This is a genomic window from Paenibacillus sp. FSL R5-0923, assembly GCF_038009145.1.
Classification (GTDB): Bacteria; Bacillota; Bacilli; order Paenibacillales; family Paenibacillaceae; genus Paenibacillus_AQ.
In genome coordinates, this window is the sequence record NZ_JBBPAT010000001.1 from 2,781,657 (window position 1) to 2,807,728 (window position 26,072).

Genomic DNA, 26,072 nt, shown 5'->3' on the forward strand with positions numbered 1-26,072 from the left:
TCTGAGGAGATGAACGGGGATGAAGGTCCAAGGATTTAATCATGTGACGGTAAATGTGAGTGATTTATCACGTTCATTGAATTTTTATACTGGTATTTTGGGTCTTCAGCTAATACACAAAGGGAATACAGATGCCTATCTGGAATGGGGAAGCGCATGGATTTGCCTCATTGAAAAGCCAGAATACACTGAATTAATGGGCAGTGTAATTGGGATAGACCACATTGCCTTTAGTATAGCGGAAGAACATTTCGAGGAGGCTTTACAGGTACTCGGTACCCACGAAGTACGAATCATTAGAGGACCTGTTAAAAGGGGAGTAGGCTGGACCGTCAACTTTCTCGATCCAGATGGGATTCAGTTAGAGCTACACACCTCTAATCTAAGAGAACGAATGGGTGTTTGGAATAACAAACAAGAATAAAATAGAAAGGGGAGCTTCTTAGCCAACTGGCTAAGAAGCTCCCCTTTTTTCTATCGACCTAAATATTCCTTAATCCCCAGAACTACTGCTTCGGCTATCCTATTCTGTACATCTACTGTGAAGAGTAATGCTTCGTCCTTGGTATTACTTAAGTAACCACATTCTAATAAAATGGCTGGCATTTTAGTTTCTCTTGTTACATGATAATTTGCTTGACGAACCCCTCGATCCTGAAGACCTGTAGCAACAGTAAGATATTTATGAACGGTTTGCGCGAATAATAAACTATCTTTACGTGTGTAATAGGTCTCTGTACCACTAGGATTGCTCTTACTGCCCACTGGGATACTATTGGCATGGACAGAGATAAACAAATCTGCTTTTACCTTATTGGCGAGGTTGGATCTGTCCTGCAGGGTCGGGTATGTATCATCACTTCGAGTGAGCACAACCTCAATATTTGGCTCTTTCTTTAGTAATTCTGCAATTTTTAGTGCTGTTGGCAAGGTGAAATCCTTCTCTTTGCGGTTACTTCCAGTGCCAGGATCTTTCCCACCATGTCCTGCATCAATAACGATTATCTTCTTGTCTGTGTTGCCAGTAGAAGGTGGAGGCGTTGTGACCGGTACTTCAGGTACAGTGGTTGCAGGAGGCGTGGTGCTTGTCCCATTTAGATCCACTATAATAAGTCCATCGTTAGCATTCGTTACACTGTAGTTATTCGCACTGTTCAGATCAATCACGATCCGGATCGTAGAGGGAGAACTACTGAATAATGAATAACGAATGGTTGAGACGTTAGGATATTCGGTAATCGTCAACTGCCCACTTTGGTTTTTTCCGACAGAAAGGTTCTGATGAAAGCTGTCGCCAAAGCTGGTATTCGGTAAATCTACGACAATTCGGTCTTTATCTGTCATTGTGAATACATTTGGTGTTACACTGCCGTTCATCGCGATGATGAGCTTGTTATCGATGAAGCTAAGATTTGTGACTGTTGCCGTCGAGGTGTTTCCATCAGTTGTTGTGTTACCATTCGCTCCATTATCAGAGGGTGCGGTTACAGATGTGTCTGGAACTGTAATTTCTGGTTCGCTTCCGCCAATCTCTGGTACTGGAGAAGTTAAGTATACCGTTTTGGTCACATTATCCCAACCGACAGTAGTTCCTGTCTGTTCACCAACAAATCTTAAAGGAACGAGGGTCGTGTTGCCACTGAGAAAAGGAGGGTTGTCCAGTTTTACCTGTTTCCCCGAAGCCTCTGCCATCGCATTATTCACGATAAGCTTTAATGTCGTTCCCTTTTGCTCAATGGTTGCAGTCTTGGTCACATTATCCCATTTCACGGTATAACCAAGCTGCTCCGTAACGAGGCGAAGTGGAACCATCACGCTTCCATTTACAATTTGAACTTGTGCTTCTTTTGAAATCTTTAGATCATTGCCGTCTAGATTGATGTGTGTCTCTGCAGAGCCGGCATAACCAGTTCCTGGATGAACCAGCACCAACAAAAGCAGCAGTAACGCCAAAAAACCAAACTTCTTCATCTGCAATCCCTACCATCCCCGTTTCTTGGTTTCTAGCAATTCTTACTTTTTCTTCCTATGATGCAGTTTCGGCTTATATAAATCTTAAACGACAATAGTTTCCAAAAGTTGCGCTCTTTTAGAGTGAAAAAGGAAAAATTTCGGTATAAAAAGCGAAAAGAGAGCTTTCCCAAACATTTGGGTTAGCTCTCTTTCCCTAACAATATTTTATTGCAAAGAAGTATAACCCGTTTTTTCTACCAATTCCTGACCTTGAGCAGATTGCATCCAATCTAGAAAGGGCTGAATATTGGGGTTGTCACTTCCAGCAGTCACAGCATAAAATTCTGTAGCCAAAGGGTACTGTCCACTGCGAATACTCTCTTTGTCGGGCTTAACACCATCGATGGCGAGTAGTGCAATTTCCCCACTTTGATTCATTTCTGAGGCGTAAAATAAGAAGCTGTACCCGAGTGCATTTTTATAATTGCGATAACTGGAGGTTTGTTTAATAATTCCGCTCATAATATCCGCCACGTCTTCCTTAGGAGGTGTCATGAGTGTAGTGTCTCCCATAAACTTTTGCAGCATCGTCTGGCTCCCACTATCCTCTGGGCGTTGAAAAGCGCGAATACGGTTATTAGCTCCGCCTACATCTTTCCAATTGGTGATCTTGCCTGCGTAGATATCTTTAAGCTGGGCGGTGGAAAGTCCAGTTACTTCGTTTCGTTTATTCACAAAAAATACGAAAGCCTCGCGGCCGATGGGTGTGATCTTCAGCTCGACGCCTTTTCGCTTCGCATGTTTCTGTTGGGCAAGAGAAGGAGCAGCGACAAAGATAATATCAGTTTCACCTTCGATTAGTCTTTTGTAAGCTTCCGGTGTGCTACTGCAAATCACTTGACTTGTTTGAAAATCATATGGATTATAACTGGCCGCAGGATAAGCAGATTGCACGAAAGCTGAATACAGTGGGTATAGTGCGGTTGCGCCATCCAATTTTGGTAAGTTGTTATCGATATGATATGAAGAAGGTTTATCCAAATTCACTGCTTTGGTATTCTCAGCAAAAGGTTCGTATTGTACCAAATTAACTTCCCGATCATCGACCGTGGCAATGCTGTTGATATATGTTTGTTTGATCTCATATCCTGCGGTTACGAGCACACTAAGTCCGAGGATGGATAGCAATATAATATTGCTTGTTTTTCGGGACAACACATTAAATATAAGGAGTACAACATAAATAGCTATCACAACAGATAAAATCGCCACAAGTGGAGTATAAAACATTAGTCCCCCGAAAAGCGCGGTAATTATTGAACCTATGAATCCTAAAAAAGCTATGACTCCGACAGCAAAAAAGGAGAACAATAACTTCGTCCAGAATGACTCCTTCATCCAAAATGATTCTTTCATAACAACCTCCTTAGAAAAATTCCTAAACTATGGAAAAATAAACATAATTTCATTATACAGATTTTTTTGGATGAGACAGTAGAACAATAACGAATAAAATATGTAAGAAAAGCTGTGATACATGAAAATTTTATGTATATTTTCATAAAGTACTGGACGAATGGCAAGAAGAGGTTTATTCTGAGATTGTGAAAAAAACAACGGAATACAAGATTCTCGGGGTAGGGTGAAATTCCCAACCGGCGGTAATGTTCAAAGCGAACTGAGCCCGCGACTCACTTGTTCTGCTTGCAGAGAAGTGACTGATCTGGTGTGAATCCAGAGCCGACGGTAAAGTCCGGATGGGAGAGGATCATAAGATAAAGGCGCTAGGAGTCTATCCTGTACGTCTTTATTGATAATGCCCCCGAGTCGACCATTTATGGTGATTCGGGGGTTTTTGGTCTCTTATCGAGGGTTTGTATCGACAAGGAGAATGGAATTATGAGTAATGTAACAGCTTCATCATCAGCTAATAAGGTAAGCAGCACGTCGCCGTTACGCAGTGGGTTTTGGCTCGTTGTGTTCGGTGCAGCACTATGGGGCGTTGATCCGCTCTTTCGTATTATCCTCTTAAAATCTTTGACCTCATCGCAAATTGTTCTTTTGGAGCATGTGGTGCTTTTCTTGGCTGCTTCCCCTGTTCTTTGGCGTCACCGGGCGGAGCTAAAAGGTATTGGATTTCGCCAGATTGGAGCTTTGCTAATTGTTTCCTGGGGAGGTTCTGCTGGGGCGACAATTCTATTTACGATGGCACTCTCCAGTGGGGATTTAAATGCTGTGCTGTTGCTGCAAAAGCTTCAGCCAATATTCGCTATCGGTCTTGCAGCCTTAATTCTTAAAGAACGTCTGCCTAAAAATTTCGGAATCCTCATTATTGTGGCACTGGTAGGAACCTATCTGCTGACCTTTGGCTGGAGTATTCCATTCGGACATGTGAACAACTTTATCGGTGTTAGCAGTCTGATGGCCTTAGGAGCGGCCGCATTGTGGGGTGGCTCAACAGTAATGGGACGTTATCTGCTTGGGTCTATGAAATATGAGACCGTGACTTCCCTAAGATTTATATTGGCGCTGCCGTTGCTTTTCGTTATCACCACATTAGAAGGTGCTCCTTGGCAGATTAATGGTGGATTTGGTGCATCTGCTGCCATAGCCATTAATTTGTTGCTGCAGGCTCTGCTGCCAGGACTACTCAGTATGCTGATGTATTACAAAGGACTCAGCACTACCAAAGCTTCCTTTGCTACATTGGCTGAACTAAGCTTTCCTATGACGGGAGTAATCATTAACTGGATCGTATTCCAGCAGCTCGTCACGCTACCGCAAATTATCGGGTTCGCGTTGATCTGGACCGCTTTATTCTTCATATCGAGTCAACAATCTAAAGCACAAACGCTCTGAACAGACTCTGATTGTATAGATTGAACAAATAAAGTATAAAGGGATGACTGGAATGCCTAGCGGCTTTCGGATCATCCCTTTTTGTATGTCTCTACAATACATTAGACTGCAAAAACTGCAGAAATGTTTCGTACGTAGCATATAGCGCAATAATTTAAGCCTTTACAATAGAGAAGACGATAACAGTGCTTGAACAAGCTATCACCTGTCTACCTCATTTTGCAGGCAGAAATTATCTATGCGTTAATGAAGATTATTTGTACAATAGAGGCTATGACATTTGAGTCGGAGTGTGAAGGAAAGTGTATAGATATAATTTATTTACCAAAATCGTAAGTATCATGGTCATCATGCTGATTCCTATTACGATCCTCTATTTCTATTCCAATAAGACGACCACGGATGTGCTACGTACGGAGTTAAATACTTCGAACAGCAATCAGCTCAGTTTTTTTCAGAATCAAGTAGAGAGTAATATGGAGCTGTTGTCCTCCTGGCCGATCCTGCTCATTCATGATCCTGATATTTTGAGCTTGAAGGATACTTATTTGAAGGGAACACATTTGAACCTGGATGCGATTAACCTGATTAAGCGGATTCAGACCAAAATCAGTATTCAGGAAAGCTCCTCCAACTGGAAGAGTAAGTTGTACCTCTATTCACCGTCCATCCACCGAATGGTGTCAGAGAATGATGCTATACCGTATTCGGATGAGGATTTGAAGCGGGAAGTTAAGTCAGGCTGGCATGTAGAAAAGATCGTTGAGCAAGATGGCGACCATTTTGTGTTCTCTTGGTTTTCTTTTACCCCCTTCATGTCAGAGTTCACTCCTGAAAAGGTCAATACGATTATGAAAGTGGAGTTTGACAGCCGAAACATTGAAGATATGCTGGATAAATTCAAAAGTGATGGCAGGAGAGATCCTTTTTATTATAAACAGGGTACTGGACTTATCTTTAACCGTAGTGCTGACAAGCTGCTAGCTAATGAATTGGTAAAAAGGCTGGAGCAAGAGCAGCTGAAGCAAAGTGAAAATCGTACAGTGAACATTAATGGTGAGTCCTACAGTGTAAACATAGTCTATTCGGATAAAATGGGCTGGTATTTGATCGACTATATGCCGCTGTCAGAAATACTGCATCCGATCCAAACCTCCAACCGCTTATTTTATTTTGCTATTGGTGCATTGTTATTAATGAGCTGTCTCGTAGCCTATCTACTATATGTTCAGGTGCAGGTGCCCGTTAGATTATTGGTTGGAGGCTTCCAGAGATTGAAGCAAGGAGACTACTCTGCTCGGGTGGAGATCAAAGGTAAGAATGAGTTCAGCTTCCTGTCCGGAAGGTTTAATAGCATGGTGGAACAGATTCAGAAGCTGATTGAGAATGTGTTAATGGAAAAGATCCATGTCCGAGAAGCTAGATTAAAGCAGCTTCAATCCCAGATTAATCCGCATTTCTTCTATAATTGCTTCTCATTTATTACGAGTATGGCGAAGCTCGATAATATGGGTGCTGTCGTCGGTATGTCGCATAATTTATCCCGGTATTACAGATATACGACCCGCCAAGAACGCGATCTTGTTGCTTTATCTGAAGAAACGGAATTTGTGACTCACTATCTGGAGATCCAAAAAATGAGGATGAGCAGACTTCAATATGAAGTTCTTATCCCGCCGCAAATGCGGAAAAGAGATCTTCCTCCGTTGGTTCTTCAGCCTTTGGTCGAGAATGCGGTTATCCATGGGATTGAGCCTGTCTCTAAAGAGGGGCTGGTGCGAATTACGGGCACATGCAACGGAAGAGTTATGACATTAACGGTTGAGGATGACGGAAAAGGCATGACCCCGGAGGAAATTATCGTATTGGAAAATAAGCTAGGCAAAGCGATGGATGAAGAAATGGGCTGCGGGCTTTGGAATGTGCATCAGAGAATGCGGCTGCGTTTTGGTGAGGATGCAGGATTGACGATTGCACCATCATCACTCGGAGGATTGCAGGTTAAACTTCAGTGGTTGTTACCGTTAACTGACAATAATATGGATGACATCTAGGAGGGAATATGATGATAGAGATATTGTTAGTCGATGATGAGCCTTATGTAACAGAAAGTCTGGCCCGCACGATTCCGTGGGACGAGATTGGCGTAAAGCAAGTACATCAGGCGGCATCGGGTGCCGAGGCTCTGGAAATATTGGAACAGCAGGACATAGATATCATGGTTACTGATATTTCGATGCCTGGAATGTCCGGTTTGCAATTAATTGAAACGGTGAGCGAGAGATGGCCGGATATCCGGTCGATTCTGCTGACAGGTTTTTCTGATTTTCAGTACGCTAAGAAGGCGATTCAGCTACAGGCTTTTGATTATATTTTGAAGCCAGTGAGTGATGAGGAATTTATCAATAGTATCTCCGGAGCGATTGAGTCTCTAAAAGACGAATGGGAGGCACACGATAAATATCATTTGCTACTCTATAATCGCAAAGCCGATTACAGTGTTTTGCGGGCCAACTTGATGCATGAGTTACTACTTGGTAGAGTGCTGTCTGAGCGGACACTTGCATTAAAGCTTAAGGAATATGAAATCTCTTTCGAATCAGATGTTGAAGCGGCGATGTTATTGATTCAGCTGGGTAAACATTACGCCGCAATGGATCATCATTCGGTTTCCCTAATGGAATATGCCATCGGCAATATTGCCGAGGAGCTCTTTAAGGAGCAGTTCCATGTCTGGTTTTGCAAAGCACCACATGATTGTTTAATTTTGCTTGTGGAACTGAAGCCAGTCATCCAGCGAGAGTTAGAGAAGTCGAATAATTACGATGCTGCGAGACAACAAATCCTTAAGTCAGCGATTGCTAACTTCAGAATTAGTGTGAGTAACTACCTGAAGGGTGAGATATCGCTTATCGTAACGGAGTGGTTTACTTTTCCCGAAGGGATGACGGCTGCCTATCGAAGTGGCTTAAGTTCAATGTATTTGACAACACATAATGAAACAGGCTCGGTACTTTATCTGGGGGATCGTCATCTTCAGGAGATGATGAGCATCAAATCACTCGAAAGTCTTTATCGTCCGCCAACGCTCATTCATTTGCTGGAATCTAAGCAATGGGATACAGCCCGTCAGAAGATAGCTGATGTGTTCCGAGATATGGAGAATGCACGCTTTTCAAGTGAGCATCTGTATGAAGTCTTTCTGTCCATTACTAATGCATTCATGTACATTGCTCACAAAGGGGGGCAGTTCATCTCACAAATCGACCAATATGCGTTCGATCCGATGTTGACTCAGAGCATCATTGTTTCTTTTGACAAGCTGAAGGACTGGGCGTTCGATATGCTAAACAAGCTTCAGAAGGAACTCTCAGAAAGTGATCAGAACACGAAAAGTTACATTATAAAGCAGGTACATGAGCTGGTAGGAAACCATTCTGGGCATGATCTGTCGGTGAAGACGATAGCGGATCATGTGTATCTGCACCCCGTATACTTATCTAAAATATATAAGGCAGAGACAGGAGAAGGGCTCGGAGACTATATTATCCGCATGCGGATGGAACGTGCACTTTATTTACTTAAGAATACGAATAAAAAAATCTATGAAATCACTACCGAACTCGGATATCAGAATCCGCAATATTTCAGCAAAATGTTCAAAAAGCATTACAATATGACACCAAATGAATTTCGTGACGGATAGAGAGGTTGAGAAAGGTGCAGAAACCTTGTTTAAATGACGTATTCGACATCATCTTCGTTCCCTATAATTAAGTCATAACCAACACTTAAGGAATCTAAGGGGGAACAAAATGAGCGCGATGAAGAGAAAAAAATGGCTGCCGCTCCTGTGTATGAGTATGCTTTTGGTAGGTAGTCTCGCAGGTTGTTCGGGCAATAATGCCGCTGATGGAAAGAATACAGCCGGTGATACGACTACCAATACAACATCTAATTCTGAAAACGCCTACAAGGATAAATATGATCCTGAGGTAACCATTACAACGGTATGGGGTGTTGACCCTGAGCTTAAATTCAAGAACGGGGAAAGCATTGAGAATAACGTTGCTACGAAGTGGACAAAAGAAAAGTTCGGCATCAATATTAAATCACTTTGGTCCATCACAGATACGAATGGTGCTTTTGGAACCAAGCTACGCCTGTCGATGTCATCTGGTCAGGAAATGCCTGATGTTGTAACGATCGGTACAGGTGATAGCACGATTGCTCAGGATTTGATCGATTCCGGTATGTATGCTGAAGTGGGGACCCTGTTCGATAAATACGCCTCAGCTACTTGGAAAGAAGCCATGGCACAGGATCCTAACGTATGGAACCAATACAGCCGCGATGGCAAAAAAATGGGTCTTCCTGTACTTGATTACGCGTACAACCATGATTACATTCTCTGGATCCGCCAAGATTGGCTAGACAAGCTAAATATGCAAGCACCTAAAACGATTGATGAGCTGGAAAAGGTTATGGATGCCTTCAAGAATCAGAACCCTGATGGCTTGGCACCAGATAAAGTAACTCCGCTCAGTATCGGCTTTAAGACATCGATGAACACTTGGATGGGCGATCCTTCTTGGATCTTCGGTGCTTACGGAACTCTTCCACAGCAGTGGAATCTTGATGCTGATGGTAAATTGGAATACGGTTCTGTAAATGCAGGTATGAAGCAAGGGTTGGAAAAAATGAAGGAATGGCTCGCAAAGGGTTATATTCCTCAAGAAGCAGCACTTTGGGATGAGAACAAAACAGCTGAGCCAGCAGTGGCGGGTACAGCAGGTATTCTCCCAGGACCTTACTGGATGAGCGGTTGGCCGCTTCAGGATACTGTGAAGAATGCTCCGAATGCTGTATGGGCTCCAATTGAAATTCCAGCGGGACCAGATGGTAAAGTTATGCGTCATGGTACACAGTTCACCAACGGTGTAACTCTGATTAGCACTAAAATGAAAAATCCAGAAGCATTCTTCACCTATCAAAACTATCTGTTCGATAACTTCGCTGATCCTAAGCCTGGTAGCGAGCTGGATAATGGCCTCTTCGCAGGATATGACTATGAACTAGATGCAAACGGTAAGATGATTGAAAATGATAAAATTGCTGGTGGTTATGTGAACAGCGTTCGTTATATGCTGGTTCGTGACGGTGCCCGGATTCCGGATGCCCAAATGAAAGCTCTTCTTAACCTTGCAGATGGTGCTGAACCAACCACTCGTTTGGAGAAGGATGTAGCTGTGAACTATGGTAAGGATACCCCTGCGGCTGCAAAGGTTCTGCTGGCACAAGAGGATAAATCCTTCAAAAATATGTTCACTGGTCCTACTACTGAAACTATGAAATCGAAGATGGATTATCTGAACAAAATCGAGAACCAAACGTTTAATGAGATCATCTATGGCAACAAGCCACTAGAAGCTTTCGATACCTTCGTAGCGACCTGGAAATCAGGCGGCGGCGACCAAATCACTAAAGAAGTAAATGAATGGTATGACAGCGTAAAATAATGCTCTGTTAAGGGTATAAGTAGCACAATTAGGGACTGTTTCCTCAGCTGTTTATTTAGCTGTGGGAACCGTCTCTTTTTGCGTTAGCGGTTATCCGAATTTGTATAAATTAGCTTCTGTTTCTATACGGTAAAGAGATTGGTTTTGTACCATATATATTGGTTTTGCTCGCTATTTGGGGAATCCTGTCGTTGCTATAATTTGAGTATGGTTACAGAAGAACTTGACACGATATGGGGGACCAAGGATGAGAACACTTAAAAAAACATGGCCATTTCACTTAATGTTGCTGCCGGCGATGATATTCCTGATCATCTTCAGCTTTATACCGATGGGCGGAATTGTGATGGCGTTTCAGGATTATAAGCCATGGCTAAAAATTTCGGGATCAGCGTGGGTTGGATTAGATAATTTCCGCTATCTATTTGAACGTAATGACAGCATGCAGGTCATTTGGAACACATTGATTATTGCCGTTCTGAAGATGATCTTCAATCTGGCTGTGCCGTTTGTGTTCGCCATTCTATTGAATGAGATTCGCAAGGTTTATATACAGCGTACAATTCAGACATTGGTTTATTTACCTCACTTCTTGTCTTGGGTCATCCTTGGCGGGATCTTGCTAGATTTGCTTGCTACAGATGGCTTCGTCAATCAGATCCTCGGCAGTATGGGAATTAAACCCATATTTTTCTTAGGTGATAATAACTGGTTCAGGTTCACGGTCATTCTCACAGATGTATGGAAGGAATTTGGTTATAACACGATCGTCTTCCTGGCTGCTCTAGCAGGAATTAACCCTTCATTATATGAAGCTGCTGAAATAGATGGTGCAACCCGCTGGAAACAGACACGTTTTATCACAATGCCTTCTCTACTGCCAATGGTTGTTGTGGTAGGTACTCTGGCTCTCGGAAATGTATTGAATGCAGGGTTTGACCAGATCTTTAACCTCTACAATCCGCTGGTCTATCAGAAAGGCGATATTATCGACACCTTCGTATACCGGACAGCTATTCTGAATGGTGAGATGGGCTTTGGTACAGCAATCGGACTGTTCAAGTCAGCCATTAGTATGGTCCTAATCCTTGTATCGTACAGTCTGGCTAAAAAATGGGCAGGATATCGCATTTTCTAAACTACCAATGGAAGAGGGAGACCTATGTATTACAAAACTAGAGGTTATCGTATTTTCAACATATTCAATACTTGTTTTCTGATCATACTCGCACTCATGTGTATTGTTCCTCTGATTCACGTATTAGCTGTATCTTTCAGTGCCAAGTCTGCGGCTGATGCCAATCTGGTGGGCTTGTGGCCAAAGCAGTTCTCTCTGGAAGCTTATAAAAAGACAATGAATAATCCGATATTCCTACACTCTATATGGGTATCCGTACAAAGAACTGTACTCGGAACCGGACTTACGCTTCTGATTACTTTTCTGGCAGCTTATCCGCTATCTAAGGAAAACTCAGCCTTCAAAGGCCGGAATGTTTATTCCTGGTTGTTCGTGTTCAGCATGGTGTTTAATGGTGGTCTGATTCCATTCTATATTGTTATTCAAAAGATTGGCTTAATGGATTCCTTCTGGGTACTCGTTCTGCCAGGTGCGGTGAATACATTCTTGGTAATTCTGATGCTGAACTTCTTCCGCGGTATTCCTAAAGATTTGGAGGAAGCTTCGCTAATTGACGGTGCAGGACATTTCCGTACCTTGTTCAGCATTTACTTACCGATTTCATTACCATCGATTGCGACGATTGCACTGTTTAGTATGGTGTTCCACTGGAACTCCTGGTTCGATGGACTATTGTATTTGAACAATTCTAAGCAGTTTCCGCTGGCGACCTTTCTGCAGACCGTTATCATTCAACGGGATATGAGCTCCATGAGCATTAATCCGAAGGAGATGGAATTAATCTCGCAGACAACGGTTAGAGCCGCGCAAATCTTTATCGGGGCTGCTCCTATTCTAATCGTATATCCATTCTTGCAGAAGTATTTTGTTAAAGGAATGACACTTGGTTCTGTAAAGGAGTAGGGATGATGATAATGACATTTATCAATGGAATGGACATCTCGTTTTTGGATGAAATAGAGCAGGGTGGAGGCAAATTCCATAGTCGCTCTGTTCGGACTGCTGAGGAAGGTGAGGATTTACTCCACATCCTTAAGGACAATGGAGTAAATGCCATACGGCTGCGGATTTGGAATGACCCTCCAGGTGTCTTTTGCAATTTGGAACGGACGCTGGTTATGGCAAAGCGGATCAAAGAAGCAGGGCTGGATTTTCTACTGGATTTTCATTATTCAGATATATGGGCGGATCCAGCTAACCAATGGAAGCCAAAAGCTTGGGAGGTACTTGACTTCAGTGGTTTGACATCCGCCGTGTATGAGTATACACGCGAGACCCTTGAAGCTTTACAGTCCCAAGGCACACTGCCCGATATGGTGCAGATCGGTAATGAAATTACGCCAGGCATGTTATGGGGAGAAGGCAAGGTTGATGGAGATTGTGATACTCCGGAGCAGTGGGAGCAGTTCACTACGCTAGTTAAAGCAGGTATAGCGGGTGCGAAATCCGTCGATTCTGACTTGTCCATCATGATCCATATTGACCGGGGTGCTGATCATCCGGCGAGCCGTAACTTTTTTGATCGTTTCTTAGAACATGGTGTAAATTATGATGTTATCGGATTATCATTCTACTCTTGGTGGCATGGTACTTTGGACGACTTACAGCTTAACCTGAACGAATTAGCGCTGCGTTATAACAAGGATATCATTGTGGTGGAAACAGCCTATCCATGGACACTGAATGCACCTGAAGGATTTCCAGTAATTGTGAATGAGGAAGCCCAGCTCCATGATGGTTATCCAGCCACAGAAGAGGGTCAAGCTAAGTATATGAAGGATTTCATAAACGTAATTGAGAATACACCTAACGGAAAAGGAATCGGCTTTTATTACTGGGAGCCTGCTTGGATTCCTTCGCAAAAGGAATGGTCTGTTGGGCATGAGAATGGGTGGTCCAATTTAGCTCTGTTTGATTTTGAAGGCAAGAAACTGGATTCGCTCCATTTCTAAAGATTATTAGAAAAGAAGACAGCCAATGGTTAAGCACCGTGGCTGTCTTCTTTTTTAATTCAAAAAGGCATCTAAAGCCACCATAGGCTTACCAGAAGAATCAAAGGCACCTTTTGTGTAAGCGTACCATGTACCATAACTCTCCGGTTCCCAATAGAACACGCCAAGCCCTTTGCCGCCACTTACCGATTTTGTTTTGCTAATGATGTCGGTAAGAAAAGCTTTCGCCGTTGTTGGAGCACTAACGTCCATGCCGACCTCTGAAATGATCACCTCTTTACCATACCGGGCAACCATATCATTCATATTCGTTAATGTCTGAGCGTTCAGTGTAGACCAGTTGCTTGTAGTGGGATATAGTGACATGCCGATCACATCATAGTTGGCACCGTTAGACTTCAGACCGTCAAACATCCAGCGGAATAAGGAATTGTCGTAGCCGTTAGAGAGGTGGACGATGACTTTTGAACTACTACTGACCGCTTTTACTGCACTATATCCTGAATTGATCAACGCGGCAAAATTACTCATACTTACAGAAGCTTTTCCATCCTCCCAAAGCATTCCATTATTCGTCTCGTTCCCTACCTGTACCCATTCCGGAATAACGCCATTAGATTATCCGTCAGCATATATAATTTATGGCTCTGGTAGAATCTAATTCTCTTGAAAATCAATAAGCTTCTTCGCCCATCGTAACCTTCTGACTGTCTGGTGAGTAATGACAGCTTTTGTGCCGATTTTTTAACCAGAATTTAAACAATCAAAGAACCTCATTTTAACCTTTGTCTTCTACAATTAATATGAAGATGAGTGACAAGGATGTCTACTTATCCAATCTTTTGTAAAGGGAGCAACGCTAAAATGAAGACGAAGAGAACGTTTAGATTTACAAGGATGATTCGAAACATTGTGCTGGGTTTAACCGCAACTATGCTAATAGTTGTGTTAGTGAATCAAGTGCTTTCAAGGTACGAACACAAGAAATACCCTGCATGGGGTCAATATGTTGAAGTAGATGGAAAGAAAATGCATGTGTATACAAAGGGGACGGAGGGTAGCGCCATTGTTTTGTTAAGCGGACTGGGAACGATTTCACCTGTATTGGACTTCGAACCCTTAATTAACGAGTTGGCCAACCATCACAAAGTAGTCGTTGTAGAACCTTTTGGATATGGCTGGAGTGATATGACCGATAAAGAACGAACGGTGGAGAACATCGTAGGGGAACTTAGGAGCGCGTTGCAAAAAGCAAAGATAGATGGTCCCTATATCCTAATGCCTCATTCTATTTCCGGAATTTATAGTATGTATTACGCCAATAAATATCCCGACGAAATCAAAGCTATCGTTGGAATCGATATCACCTTACCGCAAGCCGTGGACTATTTTAAGGAACCTGTTCCCACTATGCCCAAATATATGAGCTTGGTCGTTCCGAGCGGGTTGGCAAGACTTGCGTCCTATATCAGTCCGGGCATTGTTTTACCACAGGCCGATGAAGGTACTTATACTGTTCAAAATCTAAAGATGACCCAAATCATTACCGCATGGAAAGCCTATAATAAGAATGTAGTGAATGAAGCAAGGGAAATAAAGAACAATATTGCTGCTACAAAGGATATGGTCTTTCCGCCAAGTCTGCCTGTAATGATCTTTACGCCCCCAAGTGATAAAGTGAATGCCGATGGGAAATCTAATTTAACCTTCTATGAGGATCAGCTCCGTAAGCTGGATCAGCATCAGCTCATCATCTTAAAAGGGCATCATTATCTGCATTGGACCCAATATAAGCAAATATCTGCTGACGTGAACATGTTCTTAAACAACTCTGCTGCTTTGGAGTGAATCATGAGGGAGCAAGCTCTCTCAACTTCATACGATGGCCTTCGCTGAACACTTTTGTAACGTGCTGCCGCAAAAACTCCGTTGCAGTTCTTTGCCAGACATTTCTCTATTCGTAAATGACCCATCATAGTTAAGCAGATTTCCACAGGAAGATTTGTCCTGTTTATATAGCAATGGTCACATCTTGCTCCTCAGCTAAATAAAGCGCCGTTTACGCCTCAAAAAAAACATGTCCACCAAAACACAATCTAATTGACAAAATACCGCTGTTCAAATCAAATCCAGCGTAAATGGGGGAATTTTGCTCGTTATCTAACGACTACTGGATTGAAAGGTCAAAAGCCTTTCCATCAATCTCGATCCAGGAATGATCGAAATACGGTTCATCCGTTCGCTGAACTTCTCCGATGCAAAGCTCCGACTCAATGCCTTGTTCGTTAAGCATCACATACATGATGGAAGATAGTAGATGACAAACGCCTGGATTTGGGTTCTTCTTAAAGTCGTCATTCAGCAGGAAAAACGTCTTATGGATTGCCGCTTACTGAGAATGGTTGGAAATTACCTCTTCCGCGACCTCGCTTCAAATTTTCCCACAGCAGCCTCCGCAGATTAGGATTTAAACAACAATACCCATTAAGAAGAGATGTTTGTATCCATTTACATAAAACTCCTCCCTTTCTCTTTTATAACAAGATTGTAAGGTGGGGTAAGCATTCCCGATACCAATAAAAATTCAACATTTCAGCATCTTTGGAAATTGATTCAGAGCTACAAGAGTAAAAATAAGGCTTTACTCCCATACTACCGTTATCTTGCACCGGAGCTACTTGACCACAACCTTTAGGAGGAATGCGGATGAAACAACATTCTGCTCCCGCCATCTATATACAGCTTAAGAACCGGGTGACGGTGCCCAAAGGTAAAGGTGTCACATTGGGTGATATTGCATTTTTGATCGCGGAGCCAGAGCTGAAAGAGTCGCTGGAATCTATTCTGCTAATGAAACCAGAGCAAAGTGACGGCAATCTAATTTTGATTGACCTTCTGATGGTTATTCCCCGCATTTATGAGCTGGTGCCCGAAGCGGACATTGAGCCGATTGGTGAAGGCAGAACGATTGTGCAGATTGAAAGTTCGGTGGAGAGGCGGAAGCCTTCAGTAGCGATGTTTGTCTTAGTGTGGCTGCTGCTGTTCTTCGGATCTGCGCTGACCATCATGAATTTCCATGCGGATGTAAACATGCAGGAGGTTCAAATCCGAATTGTGGAGATGATAACCGGTCATCGGGATGAACATCCGGTTGTATTTCAGATTGCGTATTCTGTAGGAATCGGCTTTGGAATGGTCATTTTTTTCAACCATTTATTTAAGAAAAAGTGGAATGAAGAGCCTACACCGCTAGAAGTGGAAATGTACCTGTATCAGAAAAATATCGACCAATACGTCATCAATGAGGAGTATAGCAAAATGAGGCGCCGTGGAGAAAATCAACCAGAGAACGTGGAGGACGGAAGATGACGGCACCTATAACACTAGGGTTGAATTTGCTGCTGGGTATTGCAGGGGGGATCGCTGTAGGTGGCGGTGTGATCGCTTTATTTGTGGTTCTCGACATGGTGCCCCGTCTGGCTCAATTAACTTCTTCTTACGATAAAGTACATTGGTACGAGGGTGCGATGGTAGTTGGATCATTGCTAGGAACCGTAAGTGATTTTTGGAATTGGAAAATATCCTCAGGTCCTTTAGTTGAACTTGGTATAGGACTTTTTGACGGGATTTTTGTCGGGATGCTCGCTGCAGCATTGACCGAGGTATTAAATGTGCTGCCGATACTCGCTAAACGCTTGAACATGACACATTATTTGTTCGGGCTGTTAATGGCGATGGTAAGCGGGAAGGTCGCGGGTTCTTTGTTCGACTGGTTTGTATACCGACAGTAAACGGGGGTTATGGAATGAGCAAATTTATTCACAGCGGTGATTCTGTGCCAGAAGAGGATCATCAGGAAGAAAACGCTGCGGCTGCCGCAGCAATGAAGAATACCGCAGAGGATCTAGTTGATGATCATACCGAGGTTAACGGAGCTTCTATGACCAGTGAAGACGCAGATCCGGCGGAAAATACTACAGCAGCTGATCCGAGTCAAGAACAGCAGGATGCAGAAGCATCAGATGAGCTAGGGGTAGAAGAGCAGAGCACTGAAGCATCAGAACAGCTGGATTCCGGGCAGCAGGATGCAGAGGCATCTGCGGAGATAGGGGCAGAAGAGCAAAGCACTGAAGCATCAGAACAGCCGGATTCCGGGCAGCAGGATGCAGAGGCATCGGATGAGCTAGGGGCAGAAGAGCAAAGCGCTGAAGCTGCACAGCCGGATTCCGGGCAGCAGGATGCAGAGGCGTCAGATGAGCTCGGGAATCAGGAACAGAATGAGCCTAGTAAAGGATTTTTTGCCAGGTTATTCGGCTTAGATTCAGACTCGGAATCCGAAGATGAGGCGCAAGATCAGAATACCCAACAAGCAGGCGGATCAGAGTCCGCAACAGAGTCCGGGGAAGAATCTCAAGCCAAAGTGACGCCAAAGTCCAAACTATCTAAAAAGCAAGCGCAACAAGAGTCACAAGACAGCAATAAAAAGGGAAGCAGCAAGCTACAGAAGAAACGAGATCGCGAGCACTCCAACTCATTAAAAGAATCCGTCATTTACTGGCAAGGTAATGATGAAATCCCAATGTCCTTACAAGATACGAAACAAACACTTACTGAGGTAATGGGACTGGGCACAAGCTTTGATGTAACGTTCAGACAGATGTCCTTTGGCGGACATAAGACAGCTCTACTCTGTTTAAGTGGTTTTACCAACACAGATGTGACCGATGATATTCTAAAACGTTTGACCTATCTCACCTCTGAGAATCTGTCTACGGGTGTGCTGTCTAGCTTTATGAATGAATATGTCCCTCACATCCAGGTGGAAGAGGGGAATTCTTTAAGTGAAAGTATCGAGAAGGTACTTGAAGGCTTGAGCGTGCTATTCGTCGAAGGTGAGAACAAAGTTATCATCATGGATACTCGTTCTTACCCTAGTCGCAGTCCAGCCGAGCCTTCGATTGATCGGGTGGTGCGCGGTGCGCGCGACGGTTTTACAGAGACTTTACTGAGCAATATCTCGCTTGTCAGAAGACGGGTTCGAGATCCAGGGCTGAAATATGAGCTATTTCGGGTTGGACGACGGACACAAACAGATGTATGCGTGGCTTACATTGATGATATCGTTGATAAAACACAGGTTATGTCTGTTATCGACAAAATCAAAAGCATTGATATTGATGGTATTCCTCTGGCAGATAAACAATTAGAGGAGGCGATTATCGGCGGTGGATGGAATCCATATCCTATGGTGCGTTATTCTGAACGCCCCGACGTCGTAGCTTCCAATTTATTGGAGGGACGGGTAATACTGTTTGTAGATACCTCACCAATTGTTATTGTTCTTCCGACTACTTTTTTTGATCTTTGTCAGCATGCAGAGGAGAATCGTCAGACTCCTTTTATGGGAACGTACTTGCGGTGGGTCCGTTTCATCGGTATATTTGCGTCCATGTTCCTGCTGCCGCTATGGATGTTGCTTGTCATTCATCCTGAACTAAAGCCGGCTATGCTGGATTTCATTGGACCTCAAAAGACCGCCAGAATTCCAATACTCGCCCAGTTTCTAATTGTGGAGCTTGGGGTTGATTTACTGCGGATGGCTGCAGTACACACACCAACGCCTTTAGGTTCAGCGATGGGTCTGATTGCAGCTATATTGATTGGCGATATAGCGGTTCAGAGTGGTTTGTTTGTAAACGAGGTAGTTCTGTATATGGCTGTAGCCTCCATTGGTATGTTTGCAACCCCGAGTTATGAGCTGGGTCTTGCGAATCGAATCGTCAGGCTTGCGTTGCTAGTTGCCGTAGCGGCATTCCAGGTGCCAGGATTTATGATTGGCACGACGCTACTGACTATTTTCCTTACTACCCATCGCTCCTATAACTCGTCTTATATGTGGCCGTTTATACCTTTTAATGCAAAGGCAATGAGTGAAATTCTAGTGCGTAAGCCAGTCTTAAGCTCGAAGACAAGGCCGTCTTTCAACAAAACTAGAGACAATACAAGGGTGCCGCCTACTCAAAAGAATGATTAACAATCGTAGGAAAATACAAAACTACTGCAAATTAGTCCATTCAATGGAGTTCCCACTGTCTGTTATACTGAATACACTAAAGACAGGGTGGAACCTTGATATTCCACAGAAATTGGAGGACTAAAGAATGTTTCTACACGGTACTAGCCGAATTAACGATGCTGGGCATTTGGAGATCGGCGGATGTGATGTAACTGAATTGAAGGCGGAATATGGAACCCCGCTATATATATTGGACGAGCAATTGGTGAGACAACGTTGCCGGGAATATATGGATGCTTTTAAATCCTCTGGACTTGGGTTCCAAGTAGCTTATGCAAGTAAGGCGTTCTCAGTAATGGCTATGGTTCGTTTGGCTGATGAAGAAGGCTTATCGCTTGATGTTGTATCTGATGGCGAACTTTATACTGCTTTGCAAGCTGGCTTTCCTGCAGAACGCATTCATTTTCATGGCAACAATAAGACGTCTGAAGAGATCGAAATGGCGATTGATGCCGGGATCGGCTGTTTTGTAGTCGATAATCTGGTAGAGCTTAATCTTTTGCAGTCGATTGCATCACGTAAAGAAGTTAAGGTTAACATCTTGTTACGTGTGACACCAGGTGTCGAAGCTCATACGCATGAGTATATAACAACAGGCCAGACCGATTCCAAATTTGGATTTGATATCGGTAATGGATCAGCTTATGAAGCAGTTAAAGCGGCAGTCAGCAAAAAGAATTTAGTGCTGCTTGGCGTACATTCCCATATTGGTTCTCAAATTTTTGAAACGGATGGATTCCAGCTTGCTGTTGAACGTGTAGCGAGTTTTGCTCGTAGTGTTAAAGAAGGTTTGGAAGTGGACTTCCGTGTAGTAAACCTAGGTGGAGGTTTCGGTATTCGTTATGTTGAGGGGGATACCCCATTACATGTTTCTGAATATGTAACTGCAATTACGGATGCCGTGAAGACTCATTTTGCTGGAATCTATAATGCTTTGCCTGAAATTTGGGTGGAGCCGGGCCGTAGTATTGTTGGAGATGCAGGTACTACACTTTATACAGTAGGTACGAACAAGGATATCCCAGGCGTGCGTAAGTACGTTGCCGTTGACGGTGGGATGACTGATAATCCACGTCCTGCATTGTACCAATCTAAATATGAGGCATTACTTGCTAATCGTGCGAATGAAGAGGCTACAGAAACTGTATCCATCGCTGGTAAATGCTGCGAGAGCGGAGATATGCTGATCTGGGATGTAGAGCTGCCTGAGGCTGAAAGCGGCGATCTGTTGGCTGTAGCCTGCACAGGCGCTTACAATTACTCCATGGCGAGCAACTACAACCGGCTTCGTCGTCCGGCTTTAGTGTTCGTTCAGAACGGACACAGCGATCTTGTAGTGCGTCGCGAAAGCTATAATGATCTTATTGCCAACGATATTGTTCCTGAGCGTATCGCTAAACAAGCTGCTGTTGCTAAGTAACAGCCGTTAATGTTAGGTAGGGAAAACTGGTAAGGCATAAAGAGCAAGCAGGAATTACTCCTGCTTGCTTTGCTTTGTGCGTAGTTTCATAGTAATATAATTGAGGTATTCTAAATTTGTTAATTTTGAAAGGGGTCATTTACATATGGCAAAGCAAGCGAAAATTACTCTTGAAAATGGCGGCGTAGTGCTGATTGACTTGTTCGATCAAGATGCACCAAACACTGTAGCTAACTTTGAAAAGCTAGCAAAAGATGGTTTCTACAATGGATTGACATTCCACCGTGTTATCCCTGGTTTCGTAGCTCAAGGCGGATGTCCTAACGGAACTGGATCTGGTGGTCCAGGATACACAATCAACTGCGAAATCAACCCAAACAAGCACGAGCGCGGAACACTTGCTATGGCACATGCGGGTAAGAACACAGGCGGAAGCCAGTTCTACATCTGCTATGCACCGCAACCACACTTGGATGGAGTTCACACTGTATTCGGTAAAGTAGTTGAAGGTATGGATCTTGTTGATACTTTCAAAGGACGCGACAAAATGACTTCGATAGAAATCATCGAAGCTTAAGAATTCTTAATTTAAAAAGGCTAGTCTCCGGATTATCGGAGGCTGGCCTTTTCTTATTTAATAGGGAATCCGGCTTATTCGTTTACGTCTCGATTTACGCTGCTCTGGCACCCAGAAGAATACCAAATACATGAGCAGAAACACAATGAAGGCAAACAACTCTTCAACAAGCAGGTAATAAGGATAAGGCCCGAAATAATCCAATACAGAATAAGTGCTGGGCTTATGAGATAAGAACATGTAGTTAGATCCTAGGATGTAATTGGCGATCCACACACAAGCGGCCACAATGTTTAGTCCAAGCATGGTGAACAGGAGGGATTTCCAAGTGGGCTTATAGCCCTCAATCCAGGTCATATAAAGAGAAGCGAGAACAATACCACCATGTGCTATAAAGAACAGTAGAAATCGGAAATGAGGGAATGGATAGACCAGATTCGGTGTGAGTAAAGCAATGAATGCTCCACCAATCCCAGCAAAATACAGAAAGGAATATAGTGCTCGGCTGCGAGTGATCAGCATGATAACGGATAGTAGTAAAGTAATTCCGCATAGTTCGAGCGGGAGTGAGCTACTGGATTGCCATACGCCTTGAGAGAGGTACCATATTTGAAGTCCTGTTTCTGAGAACAAAAGAATAATAATCAGCAGCAAGCGCACACTTTGCCGAAGTCTCACATCAGTCCGAATCTCGAATCTTAAACTGTAAAACAGTATACAGACCAATGTAATGATAGACAGAGCAATCCAATGTGAAGGGGAGAACATAATGAAATCCTCCGTACGCTGTCGATCAAAATAAGATGAAAGATGCATGAACCAACCTCCTTCGTACCTAAAAAGCACTTCAAAAAACAACTTTGTAAATTTTTGATATTTTCTGTTTCTGAACATCCATAAAATGGTTATATATGTATGCATTCTGTCAGCTAACCCACAAAAGGATGGCTTTTCATTATTTTAACATAAGATGGGGCAATGGGCGCGGAATTACATAAGAAGCATTCGAGCATGAGGAATGGCAGAGATTACGCTTCAAGAGGGGATACAAACATAGAAAAATCAAATTGGAAAAGGAATTGGAGGCTTTAGGATAATGTTAAAGAAAAGAATAAGTGTGATGATCGTTATTCTGATGCTTGTAGCGCAATATGCCTATGGCATCGGGTTCACTCCACAAGTACAAGCAGCGGCAATCGATCAAGAGCGGAATATCATCACCAGTGTCTCAATGGCTGTATATGGTGAAGACGGGCAGACGGTTACGGATAGCGTCTATGAGCAAGAAGCTAATGTAACATTAGATTATACGTGGTCTATTCCTAAAGCTCATCCGTACAAGCAAGGTGACACCTTTACCTTTCAGCTTCCAGAGCAGTTTCAGCTTTTTAATGATATTAGCGGCTTGTTGGTCTCAGAGGATGGAGATGTAGGAACTTTTACAGTTGAGCAGTTATCACACCAAGTAACAATGGCCTTTAACGACTACATAGAAACGCATGATGATGTGCAAGGAACGCTTCGGATCAATACTAAGTTTGATAAACAAAAAATCTCAGGAAGTACTGTTCAGCAGATTTTATTTCCGGTGAGTGGTGGTGTTCAGACGGTTACTGTGAATTTTAAACCGAATGTAGGATCGACCATTGAGAAGAGGGGGATTCCTCAGGGTTTTAATGCAGACCATATTCTATGGTCTGTTGACGTAAATAAATCATTAAAAACTGTTGGAAATGCAGTCGTAACGGACCCTATACCAACAGGTTTGTCACTTAGCACTCCGGTTACTGTGAGTGTGTATCAACTGAGTATCCAGTTGGACGGTTCGGTAACACAAGGCGCACTACTCGATACCAGTAAATATTCTACAGAGTTCACTGGAGGATCGTTAAATGTTCATTTCACTGATCCTGCGATTTCGAGTGCTTACCGTATTGAATACTCCACAGCTATTACTGATGAGCATCGGCTAAGCTTCACGAATACAGCGACTTTTACAGGAGATGGGCAAGTTCCTGCAAGTTCTTCTGCTACTGTTCAAGTAGAACGAGGAGGAAGTTTGAACAAGTACTCTAGCGGATATGACTGGAGCAATCAAATCATTTCCTGGGCAATCGAATATAACTATAATAAAAAAACGATTCCGCAAGGAAATGCTGTACTAAAGGATTTGTTTAATGATTCTCAAGCGTTAGTAGCCAATTCTATAAAAGTATACACGGTGCAACTGGATTCAGCGGGTACAGCAACGTTGAGTAATCTTTTGACCAAGGATATTGATTACACTGTAGTTGCAGCTTCAGACGTGAATAAGTCAGGGTTCACCTTACAATTTAAACAAGATGTAACATCTCCTTATCGAATCGAATATAAGACCAAAGCTGTAAAGCGTGTGTTTGAAGATACCATAATCACTAATACAGTTACGGACAGTACCTATACTGGAGAAGCTACACGCTTAATACGGTCAGCCATTTTGTATAAGAACTTATCAGGCGTAGATTATCAGAATAAAACGGTTGGATGGAAAGTCACATTAAACAGTGATAACTATCCAATGGGTCAGGTTGAAGTTACGGAGTCATTCCCGTTTGGCGGACTGAAGTTTATTCCGGAATCACTCGTAATTAGAAATTCTAATGGGAATGTATTGAATCCTTCCAAATATAGTTTGGTTTACAATGCTCCTGTTCAGGCTAATAAAGGATTCAAGGTTGTCTTTAATTCGCAGATTACTGGTCTTTATACGATTAGCTATACAACGGAATTTAATAAGGATTGGATTTGGTCTAATACTGAAAATTTCAATAACAAGGTTAGGATGGACTGGTTAGACACGTCCGAAATTCCTCGCACAACAGAAGCAGAAGGGCTATTTATTCCAAGAACTGAAGCGAAAAGCAATGGTTTGAAGTTTGGTTCTTATAATGCTTCAACTAAAGAATTAGCTTGGACATTAGGGGTCAATTATAATAGCAAAACGGTTGCAGAGCCAGAAGTCGTGGATATTTTGAAATCGGGTCAAACCCTGGTTCCTGGATCGCTGAAAGTATACACCATGAATGTTGCTAAGAATGGAGACCCAACGAAAGGTGTCGAGGTAAACAGTAGCAAATACACTTACGGTGTTAATGGTAATAATGAGCTGAAGCTCTCTTTTACAGATGCTATTCAATCCGCTTATTATATAGAATTTCATACAAGTCTTGAAGGCAAAGTCATTGGCACTTCTATTGATAATAAAGCCAATCTCTATGATGGGGCAAAAAAGGTATCCAAGGATTTGAACGCTACCGTAAAGATTCCTTATGGAGACGAATATCTCTTGAAAAATGGTGTTCAGAATGGCGAAAAAATCGATTGGAGCATTCAAATTAATCGTAGTCAGTCTACTGTGAAGAATGCGTTAATCAACGATACTCCTAGCGCTAATCAGATTCTGCTGCAGGATTCATTCCATCTGTATCCTACAATCGTAGCTGAAAATGGGGATGTAACAAAAAGCGGACCTGAATTGATTCAGGGTATCGATTACAGCTTAGAAATAAAAACAGATGTAGACGGCAAGCAGTCGTTTGATTTAAGCTTCGCCAAGGAGATTAGTAAACCTTATATTCTCGACTATCAATCCCTGATTATGGCGAATACAGGAGACAAAGTTATTAATACTGTTCGTTTCAGTGGATTTAATGTTATCGAAATAAGCAAAGATTCTTCTAAAGAAATTATCGTCGGTGTGTCGAGTGGATCAGGATCAGGTAGCGGGGTTAGAGGTTCCTTGATGATCAAGAAGCTGGATGCAGAGGACAACTTGAAGACGCTGGCAAATGCAACTTTTGCACTCTATCGCCTTAACGGCTCAGACCGGGTATTTATTAATAGCTTAACCACAGATTCCGCTGGTACAGTAACATTCAATAAATTATGGTTGGGTAACTACGTATTGATTGAGACGACAGCTCCTAGTGGCTATGTACTTGATCCTAAAGAGCATCCAGTGTCCATTCATTCTTCATCAACGAATCAACTCGTAATTACGAATCAAAAAGCAGTTGAGCCTACGCCTACTACAACGCCAGAACCAACTATAGTCCCAACCGCAACACCAGCAGCTTCATCGGAACCGACGGCTACTCCGTCAACAGAGCCGACATCAGGACCTGCGTCTACACCAACCTCAGGAGCCCCAGGAGGTCCGTTAACACCTACACCTACGAGTTCGCTGGTGCCAGGAGTAATCATCAATGATCCGGCAGTACCTGCTGGCCCTGGGAATACGACCGATCTGGAATCCGCGACATCAGAAGAAGTAGGAACTCCTGATTTAGTTATTACAGATGAAAATGTCCCTTTGGGTGAAGTCGACATTGTTGATGAGGAAGTTCCGAAAGGTACAGTCAACAACAGCACTTCAAGTGCCCCTCAGCTTCCAAAGACGGGAGAAAGTAGCCCTGTGCCGCTCTACATGACAGGTATTGGATTAATAGCCATAGGCTATATTCTAAACCGTGTATTTAGACGTGGAGGAAACTTAAAGTAAGTGAATAAGTATGATTTGAAATTGAACGGAAAGAAGCA

20 protein-coding genes and 1 riboswitch are annotated in these 26,072 nt (G+C 43.0%); of the genes, 15 read left to right on the plus strand and 5 right to left on the minus strand.

Going from position 1 to position 26,072, the window contains the following annotated elements; all coding sequences use genetic code 11:
• Positions 1-19: 19 nt before the first annotated feature.
• Entirely contained in the window at positions 20-424 is a 405-nt protein-coding gene (locus MKX35_RS12300) for a VOC family protein (RefSeq protein ID WP_076299550.1), read from the plus strand.
• 50 nt (positions 425-474) lie between these two features.
• Here MKX35_RS12300 and MKX35_RS12305 read toward each other — a convergent pair whose 3' ends face one another.
• Together MKX35_RS12305 and MKX35_RS12310 are read right to left on the minus strand one after the other, a co-directional pair.
• The gene (locus tag MKX35_RS12305; protein WP_076299617.1) at positions 475-1,971 is read right to left on the minus strand and encodes an N-acetylmuramoyl-L-alanine amidase family protein; all 1,497 of its coding nucleotides are present in this window, start codon (positions 1,969-1,971) and stop codon (positions 475-477) included.
• A gap of 207 nt (positions 1,972-2,178) precedes the next feature.
• A complete protein-coding gene (locus MKX35_RS12310) occupies positions 2,179-3,369 on the minus strand; it encodes a PstS family phosphate ABC transporter substrate-binding protein (protein ID WP_256716302.1) in 1,191 nt (396 codons plus the stop codon).
• A gap of 208 nt (positions 3,370-3,577) precedes the next feature.
• Positions 3,578-3,726: riboswitch (FMN riboswitch) on the plus strand.
• Positions 3,727-3,852: 126 nt separating this feature from the next.
• Between MKX35_RS12310 and MKX35_RS12315 the strand changes: the two genes are divergently transcribed.
• From MKX35_RS12315 to MKX35_RS12345, 7 genes are all read left to right on the plus strand, one after another.
• Entirely contained in the window at positions 3,853-4,812 is a 960-nt protein-coding gene (locus MKX35_RS12315; protein WP_076299551.1) for a DMT family transporter, read from the plus strand.
• A 302-nt stretch (positions 4,813-5,114) separates the two neighbouring features.
• Positions 5,115-6,866 (plus strand): sensor histidine kinase, encoded by a 1,752-nt coding sequence (locus MKX35_RS12320; RefSeq protein ID WP_076284532.1) that lies wholly within the window; start codon positions 5,115-5,117, stop codon positions 6,864-6,866.
• Positions 6,867-6,877: 11 nt separating this feature from the next.
• Positions 6,878-8,518 (plus strand): response regulator transcription factor, encoded by a 1,641-nt coding sequence (locus MKX35_RS12325; protein ID WP_076299552.1) that lies wholly within the window; start codon positions 6,878-6,880, stop codon positions 8,516-8,518.
• 109 nt (positions 8,519-8,627) lie between these two features.
• On the plus strand, positions 8,628-10,331 hold the full coding sequence (locus tag MKX35_RS12330) for an extracellular solute-binding protein (RefSeq protein ID WP_076299553.1): 1,704 nt from the start codon (positions 8,628-8,630) through the stop codon (positions 10,329-10,331).
• A gap of 247 nt (positions 10,332-10,578) precedes the next feature.
• Positions 10,579-11,469: an ABC transporter permease gene (locus MKX35_RS12335; RefSeq protein ID WP_042129685.1), complete on the plus strand. Its 891-nt coding sequence runs from the start codon at positions 10,579-10,581 to the stop codon at positions 11,467-11,469.
• Positions 11,470-11,493: 24 nt separating this feature from the next.
• A complete protein-coding gene (locus tag MKX35_RS12340; protein ID WP_042190304.1) occupies positions 11,494-12,372 on the plus strand; it encodes a carbohydrate ABC transporter permease in 879 nt (292 codons plus the stop codon).
• A gap of 2 nt (positions 12,373-12,374) precedes the next feature.
• Entirely contained in the window at positions 12,375-13,421 is a 1,047-nt protein-coding gene (locus MKX35_RS12345; RefSeq protein ID WP_305953486.1) for a glycoside hydrolase family 53 protein, read from the plus strand.
• Between the two features lie 54 nt (positions 13,422-13,475).
• On the opposite strand, the gene MKX35_RS12350 is transcribed toward MKX35_RS12345, so the two are convergent.
• Complete coding sequence (locus tag MKX35_RS12350; protein ID WP_371916566.1) at positions 13,476-14,027, minus strand: glycosyl hydrolase 53 family protein; 552 nt, start codon at positions 14,025-14,027, stop codon at positions 13,476-13,478.
• Between the two features lie 258 nt (positions 14,028-14,285).
• Here MKX35_RS12350 and MKX35_RS12355 point away from each other — a divergent pair, with 258 nt between their 5' ends.
• Positions 14,286-15,269 (plus strand): alpha/beta fold hydrolase, encoded by a 984-nt coding sequence (locus tag MKX35_RS12355; RefSeq protein WP_076299555.1) that lies wholly within the window; start codon positions 14,286-14,288, stop codon positions 15,267-15,269.
• A 319-nt stretch (positions 15,270-15,588) separates the two neighbouring features.
• Here MKX35_RS12355 and MKX35_RS12360 read toward each other — a convergent pair whose 3' ends face one another.
• On the minus strand, positions 15,589-15,804 hold the full coding sequence (locus MKX35_RS12360) for a lasso peptide biosynthesis protein (RefSeq protein WP_341044463.1): 216 nt from the start codon (positions 15,802-15,804) through the stop codon (positions 15,589-15,591).
• Positions 15,805-16,127: 323 nt separating this feature from the next.
• Here MKX35_RS12360 and MKX35_RS12365 point away from each other — a divergent pair, with 323 nt between their 5' ends.
• The 5 genes from MKX35_RS12365 to MKX35_RS12385 all read left to right on the plus strand — a co-directional run bounded on the left by MKX35_RS12365 (position 16,128) and on the right by MKX35_RS12385 (position 21,494).
• Positions 16,128-16,790 carry a stage V sporulation protein AA gene (locus tag MKX35_RS12365; protein ID WP_076284536.1) on the plus strand — a complete coding sequence of 221 codons (663 nt, stop codon included), beginning with the start codon at positions 16,128-16,130 and terminating at the stop codon, positions 16,788-16,790.
• Complete coding sequence (locus MKX35_RS12370; protein ID WP_076284537.1) at positions 16,787-17,212, plus strand: stage V sporulation protein AB; 426 nt, start codon at positions 16,787-16,789, stop codon at positions 17,210-17,212. The genes MKX35_RS12365 and MKX35_RS12370 overlap by 4 nt, the downstream gene beginning before the upstream one ends.
• A gap of 629 nt (positions 17,213-17,841) precedes the next feature.
• On the plus strand, positions 17,842-19,455 hold the full coding sequence (locus MKX35_RS12375; RefSeq protein ID WP_076284655.1) for a spore germination protein: 1,614 nt from the start codon (positions 17,842-17,844) through the stop codon (positions 19,453-19,455).
• A 127-nt stretch (positions 19,456-19,582) separates the two neighbouring features.
• Positions 19,583-20,917 carry a diaminopimelate decarboxylase gene (gene lysA, locus MKX35_RS12380; RefSeq protein ID WP_076284538.1) on the plus strand — a complete coding sequence of 445 codons (1,335 nt, stop codon included), beginning with the start codon at positions 19,583-19,585 and terminating at the stop codon, positions 20,915-20,917.
• Positions 20,918-21,062: 145 nt separating this feature from the next.
• Positions 21,063-21,494 (plus strand): peptidylprolyl isomerase, encoded by a 432-nt coding sequence (locus MKX35_RS12385; RefSeq protein ID WP_076299556.1) that lies wholly within the window; start codon positions 21,063-21,065, stop codon positions 21,492-21,494.
• 57 nt (positions 21,495-21,551) lie between these two features.
• Here MKX35_RS12385 and MKX35_RS12390 read toward each other — a convergent pair whose 3' ends face one another.
• Complete coding sequence (locus MKX35_RS12390; protein ID WP_076299557.1) at positions 21,552-22,310, minus strand: YwaF family protein; 759 nt, start codon at positions 22,308-22,310, stop codon at positions 21,552-21,554.
• A gap of 280 nt (positions 22,311-22,590) precedes the next feature.
• Here MKX35_RS12390 and MKX35_RS12395 point away from each other — a divergent pair, with 280 nt between their 5' ends.
• Positions 22,591-26,034: a collagen binding domain-containing protein gene (locus tag MKX35_RS12395; RefSeq protein WP_076299558.1), complete on the plus strand. Its 3,444-nt coding sequence runs from the start codon at positions 22,591-22,593 to the stop codon at positions 26,032-26,034.
• Positions 26,035-26,072: the final 38 nt, after the last annotated feature.